The sequence below is a fragment of the Streptomyces xingningensis genome (assembly GCF_054957865.1).
Genome location: NZ_JBDJPF010000017.1, coordinates 1 through 25224 on the forward strand (window position 1 = coordinate 1; position 25224 = coordinate 25224).

General features: G+C 70.6%; 22 protein-coding genes and 1 pseudogene. 8 read left to right on the forward strand and 15 right to left on the reverse strand.

What is annotated here, in order from left to right; all coding sequences use genetic code 11:
- Positions 1-234: 234 nt before the first annotated feature.
- The 3 genes from ABCR83_RS11490 to ABCR83_RS11500 all read left to right on the forward strand — a co-directional run bounded on the left by ABCR83_RS11490 (position 235) and on the right by ABCR83_RS11500 (position 2019).
- On the forward strand, positions 235-768 hold the full coding sequence (locus ABCR83_RS11490) for an NUDIX hydrolase (protein WP_462694893.1): 534 nt from the start codon (positions 235-237) through the stop codon (positions 766-768).
- Positions 769-916: 148 nt separating this feature from the next.
- Entirely contained in the window at positions 917-1579 is a 663-nt protein-coding gene (locus ABCR83_RS11495; protein ID WP_462694812.1) for a hypothetical protein, read from the forward strand.
- A 95-nt stretch (positions 1580-1674) separates the two neighbouring features.
- Entirely contained in the window at positions 1675-2019 is a 345-nt protein-coding gene (locus tag ABCR83_RS11500) for a hypothetical protein (RefSeq protein ID WP_462694813.1), read from the forward strand.
- Here the strand turns inward: ABCR83_RS11500 and ABCR83_RS11505 are convergent.
- Positions 2002-2412: a hypothetical protein gene (locus ABCR83_RS11505; protein ID WP_462694814.1), complete on the reverse strand. Its 411-nt coding sequence runs from the start codon at positions 2410-2412 to the stop codon at positions 2002-2004. The two genes, ABCR83_RS11500 and ABCR83_RS11505, sit on opposite strands and share 18 nt — an antisense overlap.
- A gap of 265 nt (positions 2413-2677) precedes the next feature.
- On the opposite strand from ABCR83_RS11505, the gene ABCR83_RS11510 reads away from it, so the two are divergent.
- Positions 2678-3052 carry an LppU/SCO3897 family protein gene (locus ABCR83_RS11510; protein WP_462694894.1) on the forward strand — a complete coding sequence of 125 codons (375 nt, stop codon included), beginning with the start codon at positions 2678-2680 and terminating at the stop codon, positions 3050-3052.
- Between the two features lie 20 nt (positions 3053-3072).
- Here ABCR83_RS11510 and ABCR83_RS11515 read toward each other — a convergent pair whose 3' ends face one another.
- From ABCR83_RS11515 to hrcA, 4 genes are all read right to left on the reverse strand, one after another.
- Positions 3073-3822 carry a 16S rRNA (uracil(1498)-N(3))-methyltransferase gene (locus ABCR83_RS11515; protein WP_462694815.1) on the reverse strand — a complete coding sequence of 250 codons (750 nt, stop codon included), beginning with the start codon at positions 3820-3822 and terminating at the stop codon, positions 3073-3075.
- Positions 3819-4925 (reverse strand): nitronate monooxygenase, encoded by a 1107-nt coding sequence (locus tag ABCR83_RS11520; RefSeq protein ID WP_462694816.1) that lies wholly within the window; start codon positions 4923-4925, stop codon positions 3819-3821. The genes ABCR83_RS11515 and ABCR83_RS11520 overlap by 4 nt, the downstream gene beginning before the upstream one ends.
- A gap of 92 nt (positions 4926-5017) precedes the next feature.
- A complete protein-coding gene (gene dnaJ / locus ABCR83_RS11525; protein WP_462694817.1) occupies positions 5018-6151 on the reverse strand; it encodes a molecular chaperone DnaJ in 1134 nt (377 codons plus the stop codon).
- Positions 6152-7168: a heat-inducible transcriptional repressor HrcA gene (gene hrcA, locus ABCR83_RS11530; RefSeq protein ID WP_462694818.1), complete on the reverse strand. Its 1017-nt coding sequence runs from the start codon at positions 7166-7168 to the stop codon at positions 6152-6154.
- Positions 7169-7359: 191 nt separating this feature from the next.
- Here hrcA and ABCR83_RS11535 point away from each other — a divergent pair, with 191 nt between their 5' ends.
- Both ABCR83_RS11535 and ABCR83_RS11540 read left to right on the forward strand, forming a co-directional pair.
- Positions 7360-8112 (forward strand): MBL fold metallo-hydrolase, encoded by a 753-nt coding sequence (locus ABCR83_RS11535; protein WP_462694819.1) that lies wholly within the window; start codon positions 7360-7362, stop codon positions 8110-8112.
- A 123-nt stretch (positions 8113-8235) separates the two neighbouring features.
- The gene (locus ABCR83_RS11540) at positions 8236-9057 is read left to right on the forward strand and encodes a DUF3097 domain-containing protein (protein WP_462694820.1); all 822 of its coding nucleotides are present in this window, start codon (positions 8236-8238) and stop codon (positions 9055-9057) included.
- On the opposite strand, the gene ABCR83_RS11545 is transcribed toward ABCR83_RS11540, so the two are convergent.
- The 4 genes from ABCR83_RS11545 to lepA form a co-directional block, all read right to left on the reverse strand.
- On the reverse strand, positions 9054-9614 hold the full coding sequence (locus ABCR83_RS11545; RefSeq protein WP_462694821.1) for a Uma2 family endonuclease: 561 nt from the start codon (positions 9612-9614) through the stop codon (positions 9054-9056). The two genes, ABCR83_RS11540 and ABCR83_RS11545, sit on opposite strands and share 4 nt — an antisense overlap.
- 101 nt (positions 9615-9715) lie before the next feature.
- Positions 9716-10948 carry a radical SAM family heme chaperone HemW gene (gene hemW, locus ABCR83_RS11550; RefSeq protein WP_462694822.1) on the reverse strand — a complete coding sequence of 411 codons (1233 nt, stop codon included), beginning with the start codon at positions 10946-10948 and terminating at the stop codon, positions 9716-9718.
- 34 nt (positions 10949-10982) lie between these two features.
- Positions 10983-12872, reverse strand: a complete 1890-nt coding sequence (locus ABCR83_RS11555) for an AMP-dependent synthetase/ligase (RefSeq protein ID WP_462694823.1) — start codon at positions 12870-12872, stop codon at positions 10983-10985.
- A 152-nt stretch (positions 12873-13024) separates the two neighbouring features.
- Positions 13025-14884: a translation elongation factor 4 gene (gene lepA / locus ABCR83_RS11560; protein ID WP_462694824.1), complete on the reverse strand. Its 1860-nt coding sequence runs from the start codon at positions 14882-14884 to the stop codon at positions 13025-13027.
- A 204-nt stretch (positions 14885-15088) separates the two neighbouring features.
- Between lepA and rpsT the strand changes: the two genes are divergently transcribed.
- Complete coding sequence (gene rpsT / locus ABCR83_RS11565) at positions 15089-15355, forward strand: 30S ribosomal protein S20 (protein WP_462694825.1); 267 nt, start codon at positions 15089-15091, stop codon at positions 15353-15355.
- A gap of 207 nt (positions 15356-15562) precedes the next feature.
- On the opposite strand, the gene holA is transcribed toward rpsT, so the two are convergent.
- Positions 15563-16549, reverse strand: a complete 987-nt coding sequence (gene holA / locus ABCR83_RS11570; RefSeq protein WP_462694826.1) for a DNA polymerase III subunit delta — start codon at positions 16547-16549, stop codon at positions 15563-15565.
- Between the two features lie 52 nt (positions 16550-16601).
- Here holA and ABCR83_RS11575 point away from each other — a divergent pair, with 52 nt between their 5' ends.
- Positions 16602-16886: a hypothetical protein gene (locus tag ABCR83_RS11575; protein WP_462694895.1), complete on the forward strand. Its 285-nt coding sequence runs from the start codon at positions 16602-16604 to the stop codon at positions 16884-16886.
- A gap of 244 nt (positions 16887-17130) precedes the next feature.
- Here the strand turns inward: ABCR83_RS11575 and ABCR83_RS11580 are convergent.
- The 5 genes and pseudogenes from ABCR83_RS11580 to leuS all read right to left on the reverse strand — a co-directional run.
- Positions 17131-19425: pseudogene (locus ABCR83_RS11580) on the reverse strand (ComEC/Rec2 family competence protein); the annotation flags it as partial.
- Entirely contained in the window at positions 19422-20342 is a 921-nt protein-coding gene (locus tag ABCR83_RS11585; protein WP_462694827.1) for a helix-hairpin-helix domain-containing protein, read from the reverse strand. The pseudogene ABCR83_RS11580 and the gene ABCR83_RS11585, both read right to left, overlap by 4 nt.
- Positions 20343-20496: 154 nt before the next feature.
- Positions 20497-21342: a DegV family protein gene (locus ABCR83_RS11590; RefSeq protein WP_462694828.1), complete on the reverse strand. Its 846-nt coding sequence runs from the start codon at positions 21340-21342 to the stop codon at positions 20497-20499.
- A gap of 97 nt (positions 21343-21439) precedes the next feature.
- On the reverse strand, positions 21440-22201 hold the full coding sequence (locus tag ABCR83_RS11595; RefSeq protein ID WP_462694829.1) for a hypothetical protein: 762 nt from the start codon (positions 22199-22201) through the stop codon (positions 21440-21442).
- Positions 22202-22370: 169 nt separating this feature from the next.
- Positions 22371-25217: a leucine--tRNA ligase gene (gene leuS, locus ABCR83_RS11600; RefSeq protein ID WP_462694830.1), complete on the reverse strand. Its 2847-nt coding sequence runs from the start codon at positions 25215-25217 to the stop codon at positions 22371-22373.
- Positions 25218-25224: the final 7 nt, after the last annotated feature.

Below are 25224 nucleotides of genomic sequence, written 5' to 3' on the forward strand. Positions count from 1 at the left end.
TCCGGCCGCGCAGCGGGCGGGCCCAGGGGGCGCAGCCCCTCCTGCCCTCCCCCCCAAACCGCGAAGCGGTGCAGAAACACTCCCCACTGATTGAAGCCCAGCCCCCACCACACCCGCACTCGCACCCGCACCATGGACCTCGACGCGGGCCGGGCGGTGATCCGCGGAGGCCGTGACTGACGTCAACTCCCGTGCGTTAAGCCGCTGACGGTGGCAAGAGAGGCGGCGGCGCAGATGCGGTGGAAGACCTACGGTGAGCGGGAGATCTACACCAACCCCTGGGTGAACCTATGCCTCGTCGATGTCGAACAACCGGACGGCGCCCGCGAGGAACACCATGTGGTACGGCTGCGTCACCTCGCCGTAGGGGCGGTCCTCAACAGCCGTCGCGAGATCCTGATGATGTGGCGCCACCGCTTCATCACCGACACCTGGGCCTGGGAACTGCCCATGGGTCTGATCGAACCGGGTGAGACCCCCGAGGACACCGCGGCCCGTGAGGTCGAGGAGGAGACCGGCTGGCGGCCGGGCCCGATGAAGCCGCTGATCTACGCCGAGCCCGCCAATGGGATCACCGATTCCCAGCACTATGTGTTCCGGGCGGACAGCGCCACCCACATCGGCCCGCCCACCGAGCAGAACGAGTCCGACCGGATCGAGTGGGTGCCCCTGGCGCAGGTACGCGGCATGATCGACCGCCGCGAGATCGTCAGCAGCGGGTCGCTGGTCGGGTTGCTGTACGTACTGCTGGACGAGGCGGCCGGTTAACCACTTCGCGGCGGCAAACAGCTGCAGTACGGGCACCATCGGCAACGGGACCGCCCGCGCGACGACCAGATAGACCAGATAGACCAGATAGACCAGATACCGGTGAGTGTCTGGCGTCCTGTGTGCCCGTACAACTAACCTGTTGCGCATGGGGGATTGGATATGGGCGCAGATCGACATCGATGACACTGCGCCCCATGGATACCGGATCCTCTACCACCAGACCGCGTTCAACACCCATGATGAAGCCCTGACCAGCCTGCGGCTCTTCGTGGAGCAGTACTCCAGCCTGGACGAGCCGCATGCCATGGCCGCCAGGCAGCTCAGGGAAGGCCGCATGCAACACGGCACTGTCGGGGGGAAGGGCAGGCACTGGGTCCTGTGCCAGGGATCAGGCCTGCTGAGGCTTTCCCTGGCCGACAGTAGGGGCCAGGTCAGGACGGTGACCGTGCGGTTCGAACCCTCCGAGCAGGCCGACCCCCAGGCCGGCCACACCGCTCCGACGGGCAGCGCGCCCGGCGGCAGGATCGGCCCTGGGGGCGTTCCGGACGTTCCGGATCTGCCACGGGCCAAAGGCTGCCTGATGGGCTTGGAGGCCCTCTTGTGCGGCCTGTGTTACGCGGTGGGCTTGCTGCTCACCATCGGCGGCATCAGATCGTGGCTCGACTCATCCCGGTGGGAGATGGGCCGCATTCTGTTCCTGCCCGCGATCGTCGTGCTGATCGGCGCCCACTTCTGGGGCAAGAGCATCGGCGCGCGGCTGACCGCCCACCAAACCCGCATGAACCGCCATGGAGGAAATCCCAGCTGACCGCTCTACCGCTCAACCACTGAGTGGTGCAATTGGCGAGCTTCTCGCACCCGTCCCTGCCGATAGCAGCCGATAGCAGCCGATAGCATTGGAGGGTGACAGGCCGCCGCCGAATCCGCCGCCTCACCGTCGGCGACACGACTTGGCTGTGGTCGGTGCGCCATAAACACCCCAACTGCCGTGAGGTGCTCTCCCTTCACCGCGAGGGGGCAGGAGTAACCCTGCGTATCGTCTTTCGCGCGGGGCCCGGCCGCTACCTCGCGGACGGACTCCGGCACTCGGGCTCCGTCAGCGACAACAGCGGCAACTCGCTCAACCTCCATGAGCCGGGCGTCGTTCGTCAACTCCTCGACGCCGCGGAATGCTTCGCTCCGTCCACGGAATTCCGCGAAGCGGAGCTGGACGGCTGGCAACTCTTCGGTCTACTCGTCAACGATTGAGACTCCGTTGGAGTCGCTCGCCGTCGACGCCTCGACAGACAGTCGACTACAGCCCGTAAAAATTGCGACATCACTCAGCGCGTCTTCTGCGGTTCCGGAAAGGTCTCCATCTCCCAGAAGTTCGCGAACCAAGGCGATCGCTTCCGCACCGACCATGCCGTGCAGCCTGGCCAGGTGCCCCAATGCGACAGCGGCAGCTCTCTTCACGTCAACGGTGTCATCCCGCAGAAATCGAATGACGTATCGTTCAACCCATTCCCTCTCGGGGATGGTGAGTGCCGCAGAGATCAGCGTCTCGCAGATCTCAGACGCGTCCCCCGACCGGAAGGATGCCTCGGCCTTGGTTTGCGTAACGGGGAAAGGGGGTCTGTATTCCATGGATTCATCTTTCATCGGATTCATCTTTCATCAGAGCCTGGCCGGCCGGGCGAACTGCTCGGCCGCCGCAAGCTGCAGCCGCCCCCGCGAACTGCCGCCCGGAACTGCCGACGTTCACCGGCTGGTCCACCGCCCTGCTCGGCAAAGGTCCAACAGTAACCGGCCCCCGACTCGGACATATCGCCGTAAACGACATCGCCGCAGCGCGACTTGGGCGTGACATCGGTTACCGTGAGCCGCTTGACGTCGTCTTTCCACGCACAATGTCGAGGTGCCCGCCATGCATGAGTTGCCGCCCATCACAGACCCGGTTCAGGCCCAACGCCGAATAAAGCGGGCCTGGATGACGATCGGGATCCTCGTCGGGGTATGCGTCGTCGCCGTTGTCGTCAATGTGTTGGTGTTCGGCGTCGAGGAGAAGGACGACCACGCCGACGTGGTCGCGGGCGACTGCTTCCAGAACACCGGGACCGACAAGTCGCCGCACATCAAGAAGCTGGACTGCAGTGACGCACACGCCGATTACCAGGCGCTGAAGAAAATCAAGAGCTCGATTACCGAGATGTCCTGCTGGGGGGTCGAGGGTGCCACCGGCGCGCTCACTCAGGTCGGCTCGGAGTCATTCACCGTGTGTTTCAAGCGCAATCCGCACTGAGGTCCTTGAAGCGCTCCCCCTCACCCCCACCGTCCCGTCCGCCCCAGCAGCAGTGCCGCTGCCGCCGTGCCCGCGGTGGAGGTGCGCAGGACGCTCGGGCCCAGACGGTACGGCTTGGCGCCCGCCTCCGCAAAGGCGGCCAACTCCTCCGGGGCGACGCCGCCTTCAGGGCCCACGACCAGGACGATGTCGCCCACCGCAGGCAACTCCACCGTGGCGAGGGGTTGACTGCCCTCCTCGTGCAGGACGGCCGCGAAGGCGGCGTCCGCGAGCAGGGTGGCGACCTCGCGGGTGGTCATCAGGTCGGTCACCGGGGGGAAGCGCAGCCGGCGTGACTGCTTTCCGGCCTCGCGGGCCGTCGCTCGCCATTTGGTCAGGGACTTGCGGCCGCGCTCGCCCTTCCACTGGGTGATGCAACGCCCGGCCGCCCAGGGGACGATGGCGTCGACGCCCGTCTCGGTCATGGTCTCGACGGCGAGTTCGCCCCGGTCGCCCTTGGGGAGGGCCTGGACGACCGTGATGCGGGGCTCGGGCTGGGGCTCGGAGCGGACCGAGGTGACGGCGACGTCCAGACGGTCCTTGCCCTCGACGGCGGCCACGGTGCCATGGACCCCGGTGCCCTCGCCGTCCGTCAGGACGATCTCCTCGCCGACGCGCAGCCGGCGGACCGAGACCGCGTGGCGGCCCTCCGGGCCGTCGAGGGGGAAGACGGTGCCGGGGAAGACACCCGTGAGGGAGTCCTCTTCGACCAGAAAGACCGGCGCTGTCATGGCTTGCTCCCTCGTACGTCCTGCTGCAACGACGCGTTTGCCGCGTCGAGTTCGGCGGTCAGCACCTCCATCAGGCGGGCCGCCGGGAGCGGGCGGGCCAGGCGGTGGCCCTGGCCCGCCCACAGGTTGAGGCCCTGGGGATCGCCCGCCGCGGCCGCGGCCTTGCGCAGTGGCGAGGTCAGATAGTGGACCTGCGGGTACGCGGCCGGGGCGTAGGGGCCGTGCTCCCGGATGAAACGGTTCACCAGACCGCGGGCCGGACGCCCGGAGAAGGCCCGGGTCAGCTCGGTACGGGTGAACAGCGGATCGGTCAGTGCCTGCTTGTGCAGCTCATGGGCACCGGACTCGGGGCAGGCCAGGAAGGCCGTACCGAGCTGTGCGGCGGCGGCGCCCGCCGAGAGGACGGCCGCTATCTGGCCACCACGCATCAGCCCGCCCGCCGCGATGACCGGGATCCGGACGGTCTCCACGGTCTCGGCGAGCAGGGTCAGCAGACCGGCGCCCGCACCGGTGTGGTCGGCATGCGGGTCGTCCCGGTGCGTGCCCTGGTGGCCGCCGGCCTCGATGCCCTGGACACAGACCGCGTCGGCGCCCGCGTCCTGCGCGGCCTGCGCTTCGACGGCCGAGGTCACGGTGACCACGGTCAGCGTGCCTGCCCTGGCCAGCGCGGCGGTGATCGCGGGGGACGGGCACCCGAAGGTGAAGGAGACGACCGGAACCGGGTCGTCCAGGAGGATGGCGAGCTTGGCCTCGTAGGCGTCGTCGGGGCTCTGGTCCCAGTCGCCGAGCGGAGTCTTGTACCAGGTGGCCTCGCCCGCGAGTTGCTCGGCGTACACCTCGACGGCGGCCGGGTCGGCCAGCGGCGGCTGGGGCATGAAGAGGTTCACGCCGAAGGGGCGGGAGGTGGCGGAGCGGAGCTGCTTGATCTCCTCGTACATCGCCGCCGGTGTCTTGTACCCGGCGGCGAGGAAGCCGAGACCTCCGGCTTCGCAGACGGCTGCGGCCAGCGACGGGCAGGAGCCGCCGCCCGCCATGGGGGCCTGGACGATGGGGTGCCGGAACAGTCCGGTCGGCGCGGTGGCCCGCCGGGTGTCAGAAGCCATGAACACATCGTGGCACGGGTGGCGCCGGGCACCGAATCGGATGGAGCCCCTGATCGGGGCACCGCCTCGATCAGGGGCTCCGGGCCGGACGCTCAGCGCCCGTTGAACGCGTCCTTCAACCGCGAGAACAGCCCTTGCTGCCCCGGCTTGAACTCGCCCGTGGGGCGCTCCTCGCCGCGGAGCTTCGCCAGCTGGCGCAGCAGGTCCTCCTGCTGGGGGTCGAGCTTGAGGGGGGTGGTCACCTCGACATGCACGATGAGATCGCCGCGGCCGCCGCCGCGCAGGTGGGTGACACCGCGCTGGTGCAGCGGGATCGACTGGCCGGACTGGGTGCCGGGCCGGATGTCGATCTCCTCGACGCCGTCCAGGGTCTCCAGCGGCACCTTGGTGCCCAGCGCGGCGGCCGTCATCGGGATGGTGACCGTGCAGTGCAGGTCGTCGCCGCGGCGCTGGAAGACCGGATGCTTCTTCTCGTGGATCTCCACATAGAGGTCACCGGCCGGACCGCCGCCGGGGCCGACCTCGCCCTCGCCCGCCAGCTGGATGCGGTTGCCGTTGTCGACACCGGCGGGGATCTTGACGGTCAGGGTGCGGCGGGAGCGGACCCGGCCGTCGCCCGCGCACTCGGGGCACGGGGTGGGGACGACCGTGCCGAAGCCCTGGCATTGCGGGCACGGCCGGGAGGTCATGACCTGGCCGAGGAAGGAGCGGGTGACCTGCGAGACCTCGCCGCGGCCACGGCACATGTCACAGGTCTGCGCGGAGGTGCCGGGGGCCGCGCCCTCACCGCTGCACGTCGTACAGACGACGGCGGTGTCGACCTGGATCTCCTTGGTGGTGCCGAACGTGGCCTCGTTCAGGTCGACTTCGATGCGGATCATGGCGTCCTGGCCGCGCCGCGTGCGCGAGCGGGGCCCGCGCTGCGACGCCTGGCCGAAGAAGGCGTCCATGATGTCGGAGAAGTTGCCGAAGCCCGCGCCGAAGCCGCCGGCGCCCGCGCCGCCCGAGTTGGAGAGGGGGTCGCCGCCGAGGTCGTAGACCTGCTTCTTCTGCGGGTCGGAGAGCACCTCGTAGGCGGCGTTGATCTCCTTGAACCGCTCCTGGGTCTTGGGATCCGGGTTCACATCCGGGTGCAGCTCGCGCGCGAGACGGCGGAAGGCCTTCTTGATCTCGTCCTGCGAGGCATCGCGCCGTACGCCCAGGACCGCGTAGTAGTCCGTGGCCACTTACGACTCCGCCAGGATCTGTCCGACGTAACGTGCCACTGCGCGTACCGCTCCCATCGTTCCGGGGTAATCCATGCGGGTCGGTCCGACCACGCCGAGTTTGGCGACGGCTTCGTCGCCCGAACCGTAGCCGACGGCGACGACCGATGTGGAGTTGAGTCCCTCGTGGGCGTTCTCATGGCCGATCCGCACGGTCATGCGCGAATCCTTGGCCTCGCCGAGCAACTTGAGCAGGACGACCTGCTCCTCCAATGCCTCCAGCACCGGCCGGATCGTCAGCGGGAAGTCATGGCCGAACCGGGTGAGATTCGCGGTGCCACCGATCACCAGCCGCTCCTCGGTCTCCTCGACCAGGGTCTCCAGCAGGGTGGCGAGGACCGTAGAAACGGTTCCGCGATCGTCCTGCTCAAAGGCGTCGGGGAGGTCCTGCACCAGATGCGGCACATCCGTAAACCGGCGCCCCACGACTCGGCTGTTGAGCCGGGCCCGCAGATCCGCGAGCGCCGTCTCACCGACCGGCGCCGGGCAGTCCACCGTGCGCTGCTCGACCCGCCCGGTGTCCGTGATCAGCACCAGCATCACCCGGGCCGGAGCGAGCGACAGCAGCTCCACATGGCGCACCGTCGAGCGGGTCAGCGAGGGATATTGCACCACCGCCACCTGCCGGGTCAGCTGCGCCAGCAGCCGGACCGTGCGGGTCACGACGTCGTCGAGGTCGACGGCGCCGCCCAGGAAGCTCTGGATCGCGCGCCGCTCCGCCACCGACAGCGGCTTGACGCCCGCCAGCTTGTCGACGAAGAGCCGGTAGCCCTTGTCGGTCGGGATGCGGCCCGCGCTGGTGTGGGGCTGGGCGATGAAGCCCTCGTCCTCCAGCACGGCCATGTCATTGCGCACGGTCGCCGGAGACACTCCCAGCTGGTGCCGCTCGGTGAGGGCCTTGGAGCCGACGGGCTCCTCGGTGCCGACGTAGTCCTGGACGATGGCACGCAACACTTCGAGCCTGCGTTCGCTCAGCATCGCGCACCTCCAGTCCAGCGAGTCCGGCCGTCATACGGGTCCTGCCGGGGCTCTTCCCTGGCACTCCATGGTCACGAGTGCCAAACCCCTCCGGTCAGTGTACGGCCGGGCCCCATGACCACGGCAAGGGCCGCCCACGCCATGACGGCTCCGGGCGGGCAACCGTATCGCGCCACGGCTAGCTTCTTGCCATGGAAAACAATGCAGAGGGACAGGCGCAGCAGCACATGGGGGCGCGCTGGGAACGCCTTGCGCCGGGCGTCGTGCGCCGCAGAATGCCCGGCTGGGACGCCACGATCGGCGCGATCGCCGGAACGGCGGGGGTGCTGGTGGTGGACACCGGCTCCACGCTGCACGAGGGGGTGGAGATCCACCGTGAGGTGACGGGCCTCTTTGGACTCCCCGTGACGCACATCGCACTCACTCACGCACATTTCGACCATGTGCTGGGCACTGCGGGGTTTCCCGGGGCGCAGGTGTACGGGGCCGTCGGCCTCGCCGAGCTTCTGCACCACGAGCGCGAGGAGCTGCGCGACAGCGCGGTGCGGCAGGGGGTGGCGGCCGAGGACGCGGCCGAGGCCGTGGAGGCGCTGGTGCTCCCCCGCCATCCGGTCTCCGGCGAGCTGACCGTGGACCTCGGCGGCGGGCGGCGGGTGCTGCTGGCCAATGTGGGGCCCGGGCACAGCGCGCACGACCTGGCCGTGCTCGTCGCGGGCTCGGGCCGGACGCCGGAGATCGTCTTCTGCGGCGACCTGGTCGAGGAGTCCGGTGAACCGCAGGCGGGCAGGGACGCCCTGCCGCACGCCTGGCCCTCGGCGCTGGACCGGCTGCTGGCGCTCGGTGGGGAGGACGCGGTGTATGTACCGGGGCATGGGGCGGTGGTGAATGCCCGGTTTGTTCGTGAGCAACGCAACGCGCTGGCACTGCGCTTCGGCGTGTCGTGACCGATTGCGGCCGGATTTCCCTATCGTCTCCGGGTGCGGTGCCCGCCCACGGCGGGGAGCCTCGGCACACACCTGGCTCCCCGGGCGGCCCGGACCCCGGTTTTCCCACCTGAAACGGCCCTGATGCGCAGACAGTACGGCCCCGATCTCACCCCGCCGTGGAAGCGGAGCGCTCCCGTTCCGGAGGTGCCCGCCGAGGCCGATCTGGTCGTGGAGGAGGTGACAACGGGCTTCTGCGGGGCGGTGATCCGCTGCGAGAAGACCGCGCAGGGGCCCACGGTCACGCTCGAGGACCGGTTCGGCAAGCACCGTGTCTTCCCGATGGAGCCGCGCGGCTTCCTGTTGGAGGGGCGCGTCGTGACGCTCGTACGCCCCCAGGTAGCGGCTCCGCGCGGACCGCGGCGGACCGCCTCGGGCTCGATAGCGGTCCCGGGCGCGCGGGCCCGGGTGGCCCGGGCCGGGCGCATCTATGTGGAGGGGCGGCACGACGCGGAGCTGGTGGAGCGGGTGTGGGGTGACGACCTGCGCATCGAGGGCGTGGTCGTGGAGTACCTGGAGGGCATCGACGACCTGCCGTCGATCGTGCGCTCCTTCGCCCCGGGGCCGGATGCGCGGCTGGGGGTGCTGGTGGACCATCTGGTGCCCGGTTCCAAGGAGTCCCGGATCGCGGCGGAGGTCACCGGCGAGCACGTACTGGTGGTCGGGCACCCCTATATCGACGTATGGGAGGCGGTGAAGCCGTCGTCGGTGGGGATCGCGGAGTGGCCGCGGGTGCCGCGGGGGCAGGACTGGAAGACGGGGGTGTGCCGGGCGCTGGGGTGGCCGGAGAACACGGGGGCCGCCTGGCAGCGGATTCTGGGGACGGTGGGTTCGTACAAGGACCTGGAGCCAGAACTCCTGGGGCGGGTGGAGGAGTTGATTGACTTTGTGACGGTGGGGGTTTAGCGAGAGCTGGTCCCGAAGTGTGATGTGTCCAAAGTCAGGTCGAGCACGCCGACGGGCAGCGGATCACCGAACTTGACGTCTCGGCGGACCGTGTACTTCGCCCCCTCACCAACACCGTTCGGCTCGGTGAGGAGAAGGCAACTGGCGGTAAACGGATCCACAATCAAGTACGCAGGCACCTGCCCGGCGGCGTACATCGAAGGCTTGAGCCGGTAGTCGCGGTCGGCGCTCGTCTTGGAAACGACTTCAACGATCAGTTTGATCGCCCCGGCAGGGATGAGACGCTCACAATCCACGCCTCGGAACGCCTCTCGCTCAAGAACCACGAGATCCGGCTGTGGCTCGCTCGCTTCGCCCGGAATAGCGATGTCCTGCGTGCTCTTCCGCTGCCACCGGCTGGGGATTTGATCCCTGATGAGCTCCACAATGTCGTTGTGGACCCAGCTGGGCCCCGCCATCATCACGATTTCCCCCCGCAGCAACTCGGCCCGCCAGCCCTCGGGAACTTCGAGGTTCTCGAAGTACTCGATCTTCGTCCGGTCATCCACAGCGGTCATCTCCGTGGCCCTCCACATCCCGCCGCGTGTGTTTGGCGACAGCCTATGAAGGGAGTAGGCAGGTACCCAGCGTAAGCGCGCTGGTTCACCCGAACAGGTAATCAGTCCACCAGATCCCGTACCACCCCATCCGCCAGCAGTCTCCCCCGCAGCGTCAGCACCGCACGCCCCTCCCCATAGGGACCGCGCTCCAGCAGCCCGTCCGCCAGCGCCTTCGCCGCGGCGCGGGAACCCGCCGGCTTGAGCAGGGACAGCGGGCAGCCCTCCAGCAGCCGCAGCTCCAGCAGGATGCGCTCCACCCGCCGGTCCTCGTCGGGCAGCACCTCGCGGCCGGCGCCCGGGGAGCGGCCCTCGGCCAGGGCCTGGGCGTAGGCGCCCGGGTGCTTGACGTTCCACCAGCGGACCCCGCCGACATGGCTGTGGGCGCCGGGGCCGGCGCCCCACCAGTCGGCGCCGCGCCAGTACAGCTCGTTGTGGCGGCAGCGGGCGGACTCGGTGGTGGCCCAGTTGGAGACCTCGTACCAGTGGAAACCGGCGCCCGTCAGCAGTTCCTCGGCGATCAGGTAACGGTCGGCGTGCACGTCGTCGTCCGTCATCGGGACCTCGCCGCGGCGGATCCGCCGGGCGAGCCGGGTGCCCTCCTCGACGATCAGGGCATAGGCCGAGACATGGTCCGGGCCCGCGCCGACGGCGGCGTCCAGCGAGGCGCGCCAGTCATCGTCACTCTCACCGGGGGTGCCGTAGATCAGGTCGAGGTTGACATGGTCGAAGCCCGCCGCACGCGCCTCGGCCACACAGGCTTCCGGCCGCCCGGGAGTGTGCGTACGGTCGAGGATCTTCAGTACGTGCTGCCGGGCGCTCTGCATGCCGAAGGACACCCGGTTGAAGCCGGCCGCCCGCAGCTCGGCGAGGTAGCGGGGGCCGACGGACTCCGGGTTGGCCTCCGTGGTGATCTCGGCGCCGGGGGCCAGCCCGAATTCCTGGCGGATCGCGGCGAGCATCCGGCCGAGATCGGCGGCGGGCAGCAGCGTCGGGGTGCCGCCGCCGATGAAGACGGTCTCCACCGGGCGCGGGTCGTCGCCGAGCACCTTGCGGGCGAGGCGGATCTCCCCGGCCAGGGTGTCGGCATAGTTGTCCCGGGAGGCCAGGGCGCCGCCGGAGCCGCGCAGCTCGCTCGCAGTGTAGGTGTTGAAGTCGCAGTACCCGCAGCGAGTGGCGCAGTAGGGGACGTGCAGATAGAAGCCGAGCGATCGCTGCCCCGAGCCGTCGAGGGCGTGACGGGGCAGCGCCCCGTCCTCGGGCATGGGCTCACCATCGGGCAGTACGGAAGGCATATGCCCATTGTCCGGCATCGCGCCCGGTGGCCGGTCAGTGTTCGCGGGCGCCCTCGTACATCGCCTCGATGAGGTCCTGGTACTCGCGTTCCACGACCGGCCGCTTGAGCTTGAGGCTGGGGGTCAGCTCGCCGTGCTCCACATCGAGGTCACGCGGCAGCAGCCGGAACTTCTTGATCGTCTGCCAGCGCTGCAGCCCCTCGTTGAGCCGCCGCACATAGCCGTCGATGAGCTCCTCGGTCCGCTGGTCGGCGACGATCTCGGCGTAGCTCTTGCCGGTCAGGCCGTGCTCCCCCGCCCATTTGAGGATGGCGGGCTCGTCCAGCGCGATGAGGGCGGTGCAGTAGTTGCGGTCGGCGCCGTGCACCAGGATGTTGGAGACAAAGGGGCAGACGCCCTTGAACCGGCCCTCGATCTCGGCGGGCGCGATGTACTTCCCACCGGAGGTCTTGATCAGGTCCTTCTTGCGGTCGGTGATGCGCAGGAAGCCGTCGGCGGACAGCTCGCCGATGTCGCCGGTGTGGAACCAGCCGTCGGGTTCGAGGACTTCGGCGGTGCGCTCGGGCAGGCCGTGATAGCCGGCCATCACCCCGGGGCCGCGCAGCAGGATCTCCCCGTCGTCCGCGATACGGACCTCGGTGCCGGGCAGCGGCTTGCCCACGGTTCCGGTGCGGTAGGCCTCGCCCGGGTTGACGAAGTTGGCGGCGCTGGTCTCGGTGAGGCCGTAGCCCTCCAGGATGTGGATGCCGGCGCCGGAGAAGAAGAAGCCGATGTCGGGGGCGAGCGCGGACGCCCCGGAGATACAGGCGCGCAGCCGGCCGCCGAAGGCCTCGCGGATCTTGGTGTAGACGAGTACGTCGGCGACCTTGTGCCGGACGGCGAGGCCGACGGGGACGGAACGGGAGCCCGTGCGGCGGAAGTTGTCCTGTGCGGCCTTGGCGTACTCGCGGGCGACCTCGGCGGCCCAGCGGAAGATCTTGTACTTGGCGCCGCCGCCCTCGCGGGCCTTGGCCGCGACACCGTTGTAGACCTTCTCGAAGACCCGGGGCACGGCCGCCATATAGGTGGGCCGGACCACCGGCAGATTCTCGACGATCTTGTCCATCCGGCCGTCCACGGCGGTGACATGGCCGATGCTGATGTGCCCGGTGGTCAGCACCTTCCCGAAGACATGCGCCAGCGGCAGCCAGAGGTACTGCACATCGTCGGCGCGCACCAGGTCGGTGGCCTGGATGGCGCGGGACATATACGACCAGCAGTCGTGCGGGAGCCGTACGCCCTTGGGGCGCCCGGTGGTGCCGGAGGTGTAGATCAAGGTGGCGAGCTGGTCGGATCGCAGGGCGCGCACCCGGTCCCGTACCACGTCGGGGGTCTGCTTCAGGCAGTCGGTGCCGCGCCGTTCCAGCTCGGCGAGGGAGAGCACCCAGCCGTCCGGGTCGCCGTCGTCGGCGACGGCGGCCTCGGCGTCCATCACCACCACATGGGCGAGCGCGGGCAGTTCCGCGCGGCGCTCGCGCGCCTTGGCCAGCTGGGCGCCGTTCTCGGCAATGAGGATTCTGCTCTCGGAGTCGGCGAGCGCAAAGGCCGTCTCATCGGCGTTGGTACTGGGGTAGATGGGTGTGCAGGCGGCACCCGCGCACATCACCCCGAGGTCGGCGAAGATCCAGTCCAGCCGGGTGGCGGAGGCGAGGGCGACCCGCTCCTCGGGCTCTATGCCGAGGTCGATCAGGCCGGCGGCGATGGCGAAGACCCGCTGGGCGGCCTCGCCCCAGGTCAGCGAGGCCCAGTCGTCGGGGCCCCGGCCGGAGGCGGAGGGCACGGGGTAGCGGTAGGCCTCCGCTTCGGGGGTTGCCTCGACCCGCTCCAGGAAGAGCGTCGCCACCGAGGGCGGCCGGTTCTCGATCAGGGTCTGTGTCTCGGTCACGGCATCCTCCGGCCCGCGTCATTGCTGGTGACTCGCGAGTAACCTTCAAGCAGTGATCAGAGTAGAGCGGATGGGCCCGCCGCGTAAGAGCATGAGATTGCGAAAAGGGTCCCGTTTCCACTCCGGAACGGGACCCTCCTTCGGCGCTTCGGCTACTTCTTGCTCTTGTCGCCTTCGTCCGAGGACAGCACCGCGATGAAGGCCTCCTGCGGCACCTCCACGCTGCCGACCATCTTCATCCGCTTCTTGCCCTCCTTCTGCTTCTCCAACAGCTTCCGCTTGCGGGAGATGTCACCGCCGTAGCACTTGGCGAGGACGTCCTTGCGGATGGCTCGGACCGTCTCCCGGGCGATGACCCGGGAGCCGATGGCGGCCTGGATGGGCACCTCGAAGTTCTGCCGCGGGATGAGCTCGCGCAGCTTGGCCACCAGCCGCACGCCATAGGCGTACGCCTTGTCCTTGTGCGTGATCGCGGAGAAGGCGTCGACCTTGTCGCCGTGCAGCAGGATGTCGACCTTGACCAGCTCGGAGATCTGCTCGCCGGTGGGCTCGTAGTCCAGCGAGGCATAGCCGCGGGTCTTTGACTTCAGCTGGTCGAAGAAGTCGAAGACGACCTCGGCGAGGGGCAGCGTATAGCGGATCTCGACGCGGTCCTCGGAGAGGTAGTCCATGCCCAGCAGCACCCCGCGGCGGGTCTGGCACAGCTCCATGATCGCGCCGATGAACTCGCTGGGCGCCAGGATGGTGGCCCGCACGACCGGCTCGTGCACCTCAGCGATCTTGCCGGTGGGGAACTCGCTGGGGTTGGTGACCTCGTGCTCGGTCTCGTCCTCCATGAGGACGCGGTAGATCACATTGGGCGCGGTGGCGATCAGGTCGAGGCCGAACTCGCGCTCCAGGCGCTCCCGGATGACCTCGAGGTGGAGCAGGCCCAGGAAGCCCACCCGGAAGCCGAAGCCGAGGGCGGCCGAGGTCTCCGGCTCATAGACCAGCGCGGCATCGTTGAGCTGCAGCTTGTCCAGGGCCTCGCGCAGCTCCGGGTAGTCGGAGCCGTCCAGCGGGTACAGGCCCGAGAACACCATGGGCTTGGGGTCCTTGTAACCACCCAGCGCGTCCGTGGCACCGCCGTGGAACTGGGTGATGGTGTCGCCGACCTTGGACTGTCGGACGTCCTTCACACCCGTGATCAGATAGCCCACCTCGCCGACGGACAGGCCGTCGGCCGGGAGCATCTCCGGCGAGTTGGTGCCGATCTCCAGCAGCTCGTGGGCGGCGCCGGTGGACATCATCTTGATGCGCTCGCGCTTGCTGAGCGTGCCGTCGACGACCTTGACGTAGGTCACCACGCCCCGGTAGGCGTCATAGACCGAGTCGAAGATCATCGCGCGGGCGGGGGCCTCCTTGGTGCCGACCGGGGCCGGGACCTCGCGGACGACCTTGTCCAGCAGCTCGGGGACGCCGACGCCGGTCTTGGCGGAGACCTTGAGGACCTCGGACGGGTCGCAGCCCACCAGGTTCGCCAGCTCGGCGGCGAACTTCTCGGGCTGGGCGGCGGGGAGGTCGATCTTGTTGAGGACCGGGATGATCGTGAGGTCGTTCTCCATCGCCAGATAGAGGTTGGCGAGAGTCTGGGCCTCGATGCCCTGGGCGGCGTCCACCAGGAGGATGCAGCCCTCGCACGCGGCGAGGGAGCGGGAGACCTCATAGGTGAAGTCGACATGGCCCGGGGTGTCGATCATGTTGAGGATGTGGGTGGTGCCCTCATCGGTCGTCGGCGCCCAGGGCAGGCGGACCGCCTGGGACTTGATCGTGATGCCGCGCTCGCGCTCGATGTCCATCCGGTCGAGATACTGCGCGCGCATCTGCCGCTGGTCGACCACACCGGTCAGCTGAAGCATCCGGTCGGCGAGCGTCGACTTGCCATGGTCGATGTGCGCGATGATGCAGAAGTTGCGGATCAGAGCCGGGTCGGTACGGCTCGGCTCGGGCACGTTGGTAGGGGTCGCGGGCACGCAGGATCCATTCGGTGACTTCGGCGCTTGCACGCCAGCCTCGGCGGGAGTCGGGTATACGACCCCTCCATGGTCCCATGAGCGGCGGGTACCGTCCGGTTTGGGAGGCCGGAGAGCCTGCTGGTAGCCTGGAGCACTGTGCCTCGTGCCCTCTCAGGTACGAGCGCACTCATCGAAATCCAACGAACCTGAAAAGGCTCTTTCGTGGCGAACATCAAGTCCCAGATCAAGCGGAACAAGACCAACGAGAAGGCGCGCCTGCGCAACAAGGCCGTCAAGTCCTCGGTCAAGACCGCCGTCCGCGCCGCCCGCGAGGCTCTCGTCGCCGGTGACGTCGAGAAGGCCACCGCTGCCGTTGCCGCGGCCGGCAAGAAGCTCGACAAGGCCGCCAGCAAGGGCGTCCTGCACAAGAACGCCGCCGCCAACAAGAAGTCGGCGCTGGCCAAGCAGGCCGCTTCCCTCAAGGGCTGAAGCACTGCCCGGGGTGTGAGCCCCGGATCCCGCCGGTGAGGATTCAGCGGACCCTCTCAACCGCTCCGTCCCGGCACCCTTCGCCGCACGCGGCCGTTCGCCACGCGGGTGCGGCACGAGTCCCGTGGACTCTGTGAAGCTCGAAGGCCCCGCGCCTGCCCTTTCCCCAAGGGCGGCGCGGGGCCTTTGCGTACCTCGGGGCCCGGACTACGCGCGGCTCCGCGCCGCTCGGGCCACCGTGACGACCGCCTTCTCCAGGGCGTACTCCGGATCGTCGCCGCCGCCCTTGACCCCGGCGTCGGCCTCGGCGACGGCGCGCAGCGCCGCGGCGACCCCGTCGGCGGACCAGCCACGCATCTGCTGACGCACCCGGTCGATCTTCCAGGGCGGCATGCCGAGCTCACGGGCCAGATCTCCGGGGCGGGCGCCGCGCGGGGCGGAGGCGAGCCTGCCGATGGAGCGCACGCCCTGGGCCAGCGCACTGGTGATCAGCACCGGGGCGACACCGGTGGCCAGCGCCCAGCGGAGTGCCTCCAGGGCCTCGGCCGCCCGGCCCTCGACGGCGCGGTCGGCGACGGTGAAGCTGGATGCCTCGGCACGGCCCGTGTAGTAGCGGGCGACAACGGCCTCGTCGATGACGCCTTCGACATCGGCGACCAGCTGTGCACAGGCGCTCGCCAGCTCGCGCAGATCGCTGCCGATGGCGTCCACCAGCGCCTGGCACGCCTCCGGGGTCGCGGAGCGGCCCAGCGCGCGGAACTCCGAGCGCACAAACGCGAGCCGGTCGGCGGGCTTGGTCATCTTGGGGCAGGCCACCTCCCGGGCGCCCGCCTTGCGGGCCGCGTCCAGCAGGCCCTTGCCCTTGGCTCCGCCCGCGTGCAGCAGGACGAGGGTGATCTCCTCGGCGGGGGCGCCGAGATAGCCCTTCACGTCCTTGACGGTGTCCGCGGACAGGTCCTGGGCGTTGCGCACGATCACGACCTTGCGCTCCGCGAAGAGGGACGGGCTGGTCAACTCGGCGAGGGTGCCCGGCTGGAGGGCGTCGGAGGTGAGGTCGCGGACATCGGTGTCGGCATCGGCGGCGCGGGCCGCCGCCACCACCTCCTGGACCGCACGGTCCAGGAGGAGATCCTCCTGGCCCACAGCCAGTGTCACGGGGGCAAGGGGGTCGTCGGTTGCAGTCTTCCTGGGCATCGCGTCCAGCATCCCATGCACTGCTGACACCCCCCTTCGCGGCGGTCGGAGCATGCCGCACAATGAGCGGGTGAGCAGCGCTTTCCTCCCTTCGGATCCCATACGCCACCTTCTGGTGCTCCCCGACCGCGACACCGCCGAGGAGGTGGCCGAAGAGGTCGGGCGGCGCTTCGCCCTGGACGAGGAACCCCAGATCGTGCGCGAGGCACTCGCCGGGGAGGATGACGCCGAGGACGCCCAGTGGCTGGTGGTCGTGGAACACCCGGACGGCGGCCTGGACGTCGCGGCGCTGCGCGAACTCGCCGAGGAGCACGAGGGCTGGCTCGAGGCGGAGTGAGCCGTCGGCTCGCCGTACCGCCGTGGCCGCCCAGGACCGCCGTGGCGGAGCCGGTCACCGCGATCGGCCCGTCGGTGTCGGTGCGCAGCACCGTGGCCCCCTGTGCGTGGAGCGCGGCGATCGTGCGGGGTGCCGGATGCCCATAGGAGTTGGCGGCGCCCACCGAGATCACGGCGAGCCGGGGGCGGAGCCGCCGCAGCAGCTCGGGGTCCTGGTAGGCGGAGCCATGATGGGCGACCTTCAGGACGTCCACCACGGGCAGTTCGGGGTGGGCCGCCGAGAGCTCCCGCTGGGCGGGGGGTTCGAGGTCGCCGAGCAGCAGCAGGCTGAGGTCGGCGGTGTGCACCAGGAGGGCGAGGCTGGCGTCGTTGGGGCCGTCCTCCGCGGCGGTCGAAGTGCCCGCCGCCGGGGGCCACAGCACCTCCCAGGACAGCCGCCCCAGGTGTCTGCGTTCTCCCGGCTCGGCGGTGGCGATGGGGACGTGTGCCTGCCCGGCCGCATGGCGCACCAAGGCGACCTGGCCCGGCGGCTGGGCGAACGAGGTCGTCTCGATCAGTCCGACCGAGCGGTCGTGCAACACTCCGGGCAGTCCGTCGACATGGTCGGCGTGGTAGTGGCTGAGCAGCAGGAGCGGCACCTTGTCGACGCCCAGGGTGCGCAGACAGCGGTCGACGGCCCGTGGCTCGGGGCCCGTGTCCACCACCAGGGCCGTGCGCTCTCCCGCCGCGAGGACCAAGGCGTCGCCCTGCCCCACGTCACAGGCGACCAGCTGCCAGCCGGGCGGGGGCCAGCCGGTGATGGCCCGGGTCAGCGGTGCCGGGCGGACGATGGCCAGCAGCAGGAGCAGCACGCACCCGCCGCACGCCCAGGGGCGGCGGAGGGCGCGGCGGGCGGCGGGGACGACGGCCACGGTGACGGCCGCCAGCAACAGCCCGCCGGGCCAGCCGCCCGGCCAGCTCAGCTCGGCTCCGGGCAGCGTCGCGCCGGTGCGGGCCACGGCGGCCGTCCAGCAGGCCGGCCAACCGGCCAGCCAGGCGAGGGACTTGGCGACGGGCAGCGCGAACGGTGCGATGGCCAGGGCGGCGAAGCCGAGGACCGTCGCGGGCGCGACCGCGAGTTCGGCGAGGAGGTTGCACGGGACGGCCACCAGGCTGAACCGCGCCGAGAGCACGACGATCACGGGTGCGCACACCGCCTGGGCGGCGGCCGCCGCGGCCAGTGCCTCGGCGGCCCTGGGTGGCACGCCACGGCGCCGCAGGGCCTCGCCCCAGCCGGGAGCGAGCGTCAGGAGTGCCCCGGTGGCCAGCACGGAGAGCAGGAAGCCAAAGCTGCGGGAGAGCCAGGGGTCGCAGAGCACCAGGAGCAGTACGGCGGCCGCGAGGGCGGGGAGCAGGCTGCGGCGGCGTCCGGTGCCGATGGCCAGCAGGGTGATCAGGCCGCAGGCGGCCGCCCGTAGCACGCTCGGGTCCGGGCGGCACACGATCACGAACCCGAGGACCAGCCCGCCACCCAGAACCGCCGTGAGCCGCAAGGGGATTCCGAGCCGGGCGGCCAGTCCGCGGCGCTCGGCGCGGGCGGCCAGGTGCGGCGGACCGATGAGGACCGCGAGGACGATGGTGAGGTTGCTTCCGGACACGGCGAGCAGGTGCGTCAGGTCCGTGACGTGGAAGGCGTCGTCGAGCTCGGGCGGGATGCGGGAGGTGTCCCCCACGACGAGCCCGGGGAGCAGGGCCCGGGCGTCCGGGGAGAGTCCGTCGGTGGCGGTGCGCAGGCCCTCGCGGAGCCGGGCGGCGGTGGTCTGGAGGACGTCGGGCGGCTCGAGGAGCCGGGGCGGCCCCTGGTCGTCGATGTGGAGGACGGCGGCTATGCGGTCGCCGTCCCGGGTGGACGGGGCGAGCCGGCCACCGGCCCGCAGCCGGGTGGAGGGCAGCAGCCCCAGCCAGTTCTGGTGGGCGATCAGCAGTACGGGGGTGCGGATGGCGGTCGTGCCATGGGCCGTGACGACCCGGGTCGCCTCCCCCTCGACCACGACGGCAGGTGGGGTGCGGGTCGCTCCGTGCGCTCGGGGGCGGGTGGCCCGTGGGTCGCCGGTGACCGTCACCTCGAGGGTGGCGTGTGCCGAGTGCCGGGCCAGCTCCGGGAGTGGTCCGCGGTGGGTGTCGGCGGCCCGCAGTGCGCCCGCCGCCGCTCCGGCGGCAGCGCAGAGCAGCACCGCGGCCAGAGCTCCGGCGGCGACGCCGCCCCGGTGCCGGATGGCGCCGGGAGCGCCGGATGCGCCGTGGGCCTCCGGTGCCGTGCGCCGTCGTCGGTGCGCGGCGAGCGTCAGCGCGCCGGCCAGCAGCAGGGCCGCGGCGCAGACCGCGGCGACCACGGCGCAGACCGCGGTCAGCCCGGCGGCCGCCCCGGCCCAGGCCGCACCCGCGGGCGCCACCAGCCGCAGGTCCATGGGGCCGGCCGGGTGCGGGCCGGCGGAGCCGGACGGGTGGTCCGCGACGTCTTCCATGGCCGGACCGGCCCTCATGGCTGGGCCGGGCTTCATGGCTGGACCAGGCCGCGGAGCTCACCGAACCGCCGGGCACCGATGCCATGGACCTGGCGGAGTTCGTCCACGGAGCGGAAACCGCCGTGCTCGGTGCGGTAGTCGATGATGTGCTGGGCGAGGACCGGGCCGACGCCGGGGAGGGCGTCGAGCTGTTGGAGCGTCGCGGAGTTGAGGTTGACCGGGCCGGTCAGACTCGGCTTTCCGGAGCCGGGCCCCGCCGGATTCGGCGGGCCGCCCGGACTCCCCTGGATTCCCGGTCCGTTGACCGCCGTCGCGCCGGCCGGGGCGCCGACCACGATCTGTTCGCCGTCCATGAGCACCCGGGCCCGGTTGAGCCCCGTGGTGTCCACCCCCGGCCGGGCCCCGCCCGCCGCATCGAGGGCGTCGGTGACCCTGGAGCCCGAGGGCAGTCGCTGGATGCCGGGGTGCCACACCTTGCCCGCCACATCCACCACCACCGTCCCGCCGCCAGCCGGGACGAAGGGTCCGGTGGAGCCCTTGCCGCCCTGGGCACGGGCCGCCGATGCCACGGCGGGGGCGCCCACCGAGGGGATGGCGGCCGCCGCCGCGGGGGTCTCGCGAAGAGGGGCTCGTACGGTCTCCGGACGCCCCGTCCAGAAGTGGTAGGCGGCGAAGGCGCTCACCGCGAGCAGCAGGACCGCCAGCGCGGCAAGGGTCCTGGGCTCCAGGCCGCACCGCAGCCGCACCCACAACGGCAGCCGCTCCCAGAGGGCCTCCCCCCAACGGCCGCCGTGCCGCCCGCGGTCGGGGGGTGAACCACCGCCGCCCGGCTCCGGCCCGGGTGGGCGCTGCGGCTGCGCCGCGCCCCCGGGGGCGCCCTCCTCGACCAGTACCGAAGCGCGCTCGCGGAGTGCAGCACCGGCGGCGATGACAGTGTGCATGGGATCGGTCATGGAACGTGACGATAGGTGCTTGCGCCCGATCCCGCCGGAGCGGCCCAAATTCCGTGGATTACCCGCCGGTTGTGGACAACCGCGTCACCCGCCCCGGCATCCCGTCACCCCGCCCATCGCTGCCCATCACTGCCCATCACCGACCCACCGTTGCCTACCGCTGCGAAACCACCACGCCCAGCAGCCCCGGCCCGGTGTGCGCCCCGATGACCGCGCCGACCTCGCTCACATGCAGTTCGCCCAACTCCGGCACCCGCTCGCGCAGTCGGTCGACGAGCAGGGCCGCGCGGTCATGCGCGGCCAGGTGGTGGACCGCGATGTCGACGGGTGCGGTACCGGCTCGTTCCACGGCGATCTCCTCGAGCCGGGCGATGGCCCGGGAGGCGGTGCGCACCTTCTCCCGCAACTCGATGCGCCCGCCCTCCAGTTGGAGCAGTGGCTTGACGGCGAGCGCCGAGCCCAGCAGCGCCTGGGCGGCGCCGATGCGGCCGCCCCTGCGCAGATAGTCGAGGGTGTCGACATAGAAGAAGGCGGCCGTGCCCTCCGCACGCTTCTGGGCCGCGGCCACCGCCTCGTCGAGGGTGCCGCCCGCCTGTGCGGCCTCGGCGGCGGCCAAGGCGCAGAAGCCCAGGGCCATGGCGACCATCCCGGTGTCCACGACCCTTACGGGTACGGGGGCTTCGCGCGCGGCGAGCAGCGCCGCGTCGTAAGTGCCGGAGAATTCGGCGGAAAGGTGCAGGGAGACGATGCCCTCGGCACCCTCCTCGGCAGCCGCGCGATAGGCCGCCGCGAAGACCTCGGGACCGGGCCGGGAGGTGGTCACCGGCCTGCGCTTCTGCAGGGCCTGGGCGACCGAGCGGGCCGAGATCTCGGTGCCCTCCTCGAGCGCCGCATCGCCCAGGACGACGGTCAGCGGTACGGCGGTGATCTGGTGCCGCTCCATCGCCTGCTGCGGCAGATAGGCCGTGGAATCGGTGACGATCGCGACATGGCGGGACATGCCCCGGAGGTTACCCGTCGGGGCACAGGGGTGGCAGTCCGGCCCCCGAAGGTGATCGTTTCATGCCACGATCCCATCAGGGATCGGGCCGGGACGATCAGGTGGTGCTCTCCGGACGACGGCCGTTGCGCTGCCACTTCTCCCAGGGGTAGCCGGTGGACGCCCGCCAGGAGTCCTGCCCCGCTATCGCGGGCTTCTCCCGCTCGGGCGGCGCCGGTTCGGACGACTTGCCCGCCGCGGACCGCTCCGATGCCGTCGGCGGCGCCGACGCGGTGGACGGAGCCGATGCGGTGGACGGAGCCGCTCCGTCGTCCGCCACGCTCGTCCAGTGCCGCAGGGCGCTGGCCTCCATCCGGATCTGCTCGCTCAGATCCGCCAGGTCGTCCCCGGTGAACTGGCGCGCCCGGTCCTGCGCGGCCCACCGCAGCGAATCCGCCGCCTGCCTGATGTGCTCCGTGCGCTCCCGCAGTTCGGGCAGGCTCTCGGCGACCCGGCTCTGGCTGGGCTCGGCCTCCAGCCGCCTGAGATCCTCGTCGAGCTCGCGGCCATGGGCGCTGAGCCGCTGGAAGAGGGCCTGGGACTCGGACAGTGAGGGGTCTTCCGGAGCGCGCTCACGCAGTGCATCCTGAGTGGCACGCATCGATGTGCGCAGCGCGAGCCGCAGTTGGGCAACCTCGGCGCCGGGCCCCGGGACATACTGCTTGGCCTTGAGGCGGGTGTCCTCCACCGTGCGGCGGGCCTGGACGACCGTACGGTCCACGCCGCGCTTGACCGCCTTCACGGCCTTGACCGTGGCGACCACCGCGAGCGCGACGAAGACCGCGACGATCAGTGCGACGATCACGGCCACGGTTTCCATGGGCGCTCCTCGGGCGGGGTCTGTCGGACCGATTGCTTCTTGCTGTGCGTGTGCCCTTCTACCGTAAACGGCACGAGCAGGTCGTGGGTTCCACCGGAACCCCCAACCTGCCCGTAAGGGAAACCCTGAGCCCGTGGCGCCCGAGCCGGTCGGGCCGGAACGATGCCGGTCAGGCCGGAACGATGTTGACCAGCTTCGGCGCCCGCACGATGACCTTGCGGATGCCCGCGCCGCCCAGTGCGGCCACCACCGCCGGGTCGGCCAGCGCCGCCCGCTCCAGCTCCTCGTCGGAGATCGCCGGGGCCACCCCCAGACGCGCCTTGACCTTGCCCTTGACCTGGACGACGCAGGTCACGGTCTCGTCCACGAGGTAGGCCGGGTCGGCGACCGGGAAGTCCCGGTGCACCACGGAGTCCTGGTGGCCCAGCTTGCGCCACAGCTCCTCGGCGATGTGCGGGGCCAGCGGGGCGACCAGCAGCACCAGTCGCTCGGCGACCGTCCGCGGCACCTCGCCGAGCTTGGTGACGTGGTTGTTCAGCTCGGTCACCTTGGCGATGGCGGTGTTGAAGCGCAGGTTCGCCATGTCCTGGGTGACGCCGTCGATGGCCTTGTGCAGGGCTCGCAGCGTCGCCTCGTCCGGCTCGGCGTCGACGACGGTGACCGCGCCGGTGTTCTCGTCGACCACATTGCGCCACAGCCGCTGCAGCAGCCGGTACTGGCCGACGACGGCCCGGGTGTCCCAGGGACGGGAGACGTCCAGCGGGCCCATGGCCATCTCGTACAGGCGCAGGGTGTCGGCGCCGTACTCCGCGCAGATCTCGTCCGGAGTGACGGCGTTCTTCAGCGACTTGCCCATCTTGCCGAGCAGTCGGCTGACCTTCTCGCCCAGGTGGTAGTAGGTGCCGTCGCGCTCCTCGACCTCGGCGGCCGGCACCGGGAAGCCCCGGCTGTCGCGGTAGACATACGCCTGGATCATGCCCTGGTTGTACAGCTTGTGGAACGGCTCGACCGAGGAGATGTGGCCCAGGTCGAAGAGGACCTTGGACCAGAAGCGGGCGTAGAGCAGATGCAGCACCGCGTGCTCGGCGCCGCCGACATACAGGTCGACGCCGCCGTGCGGCTTGTCCTCGCGCGGGCCCATCCAGTACCGCTCGGCCTCGGCGGAGACCAGCCGCTCGCTGTTGTGCGGGTCCAGGTAGCGCAGCTCGTACCAGCAGGAACCGGCCCAGTTGGGCATGGTGTTGGTCTCGCGGCGGTAGCGCTTGCGGCCGTCGCCCAGATCCAGCTCGACGTCGACCCAGTCCTCGTTGCGGGACAGCGGGGTCTCGGGGGAGGTGTCGGCGTCGTCCGGCGCGAAGGTGCGTGGGGCATAGTCGTCGACCTCGGGCAGCTCCAGCGGGAGCATCGACTCGGGCAGCGCATGGGCGACGCCGTCCTCGTCGTAGACGATCGGGAAGGGCTCGCCCCAGTAGCGCTGGCGGCTGAACAGCCAGTCGCGCAGGCGGAAGTTGATGGTGCCCTCGCCGATGCCCCGCTCGGTGAGGTGGTCGATGACGGCGCGCTTGGCCTCGTCGATCTGCATGCCGTTGATGTCCAGCCGGTCGCCGGCGGAGTTGATGACCGGGCCCTGCCCGGTGTACGCCTCGCCGTCGAAGCCCTCGGGGAGCTGGACGGTGCGGACGATGGGCAGTTCGAAGGCGGTGGCGAACTCCCAGTCGCGCTCGTCATGGCCCGGTACGGCCATCACGGCCCCGGTGCCGTAGCCCATCAGCACATAGTCGGCGACGAAGACCGGGATCTGCTCGCCGGTCAGCGGGTTGACGGCGTACGCGCCGGTGAAGACGCCGGTCTTGTTCTTGCCCTCGGTCTGTCGCTCGACGTCGGTCTTGGTCTGCGCCTGCTTGCGGTAGGCGGCGACCGCCTCGGCGGGGGTGTGCGCACCGCCGGTCCAGGAGGCGTCGACGCCCTGCGGCCACTCGGCCGGGAGGACGGTGTCGATCAGCTCGTGCTCGGGGGCCAGCACCACATAGGTGGAGCCGAAGATGGTGTCGGGGCGGGTGGTGAAGACGGTGATCTTCTCGTCGTGGCCGACGACCTCGAAGCTCAGCCGGGCGCCCTCGCTGCGGCCGATCCAGTTGCGCTGCTGGAGCTTGATGGCCTCGGGCCAGTCCAGTGCCTCCAGGTCGTCGAGCAGGCGGTCACCATAGGCGGTGATCCGCATGTTCCACTGACGCAGCTTGGACTTGAAGACGGGGAAGTTGCCGCGCTCGGAGCGGCCGTCGGCGGTGACCTCCTCGTTGGCCAGCACGGTGCCCAGGCCCGGGCACCAGTTCACCGGCGCGTCGGAGGCGTACGCCAGGCGGTGGCCGCCCAGGACGTCGGCGCGCTCGACGGCGCTCAGCTCACCCCAGGGGCGCCGGTCGGGAGTGGCGCGCTCCCCGCTCTCGAACTGGGCGATCAGCTCGGCGATCGGCCGGGCCTGCTTCGTCTGCTCGTCGAACCAGGAGTTGAAGATCTGCAGGAAGATCCACTGGGTCCACCGGTAGTACTCGGGGTCGATCGTGGCGAACGAGCGGCGCTTGTCGTACCCCAGCCCCAGCCTGCGCAGCTGCGCCTTCATGGTGACGATGTTGGCCTCGGTGGACACCCGGGGGTGGGTGCCGGTCTGCACGGCGTACTGCTCGGCGGGCAGGCCGAAGGCGTCGAAGCCCAGGGTGTGCAGGACGTTGTGGCCGGTCATGCGCAGGAAGCGGGCGGTGACATCGGTGGCGATATAGCCCAGCGGGTGGCCGACGTGCAGGCCCGCACCGGAGGGGTACGGGAACATGTCCATGATGAACTTGGCGGGCCGGGCGGCCAGCTCGGGGTCGCCGCCCAGTTCACCGTTGGGGTTGGGGGCCTGGTAGGTGCCCTCGGTGTCCCAGAAGTCCTGCCAGCGTGCCTCGATGTCGGCGGCCAGCGCGGCCGTGTAGCGGTGCGGGGCGGCCGCCTCGGCGGCGGCTGTGGTCTCGCTCATCGTCCTC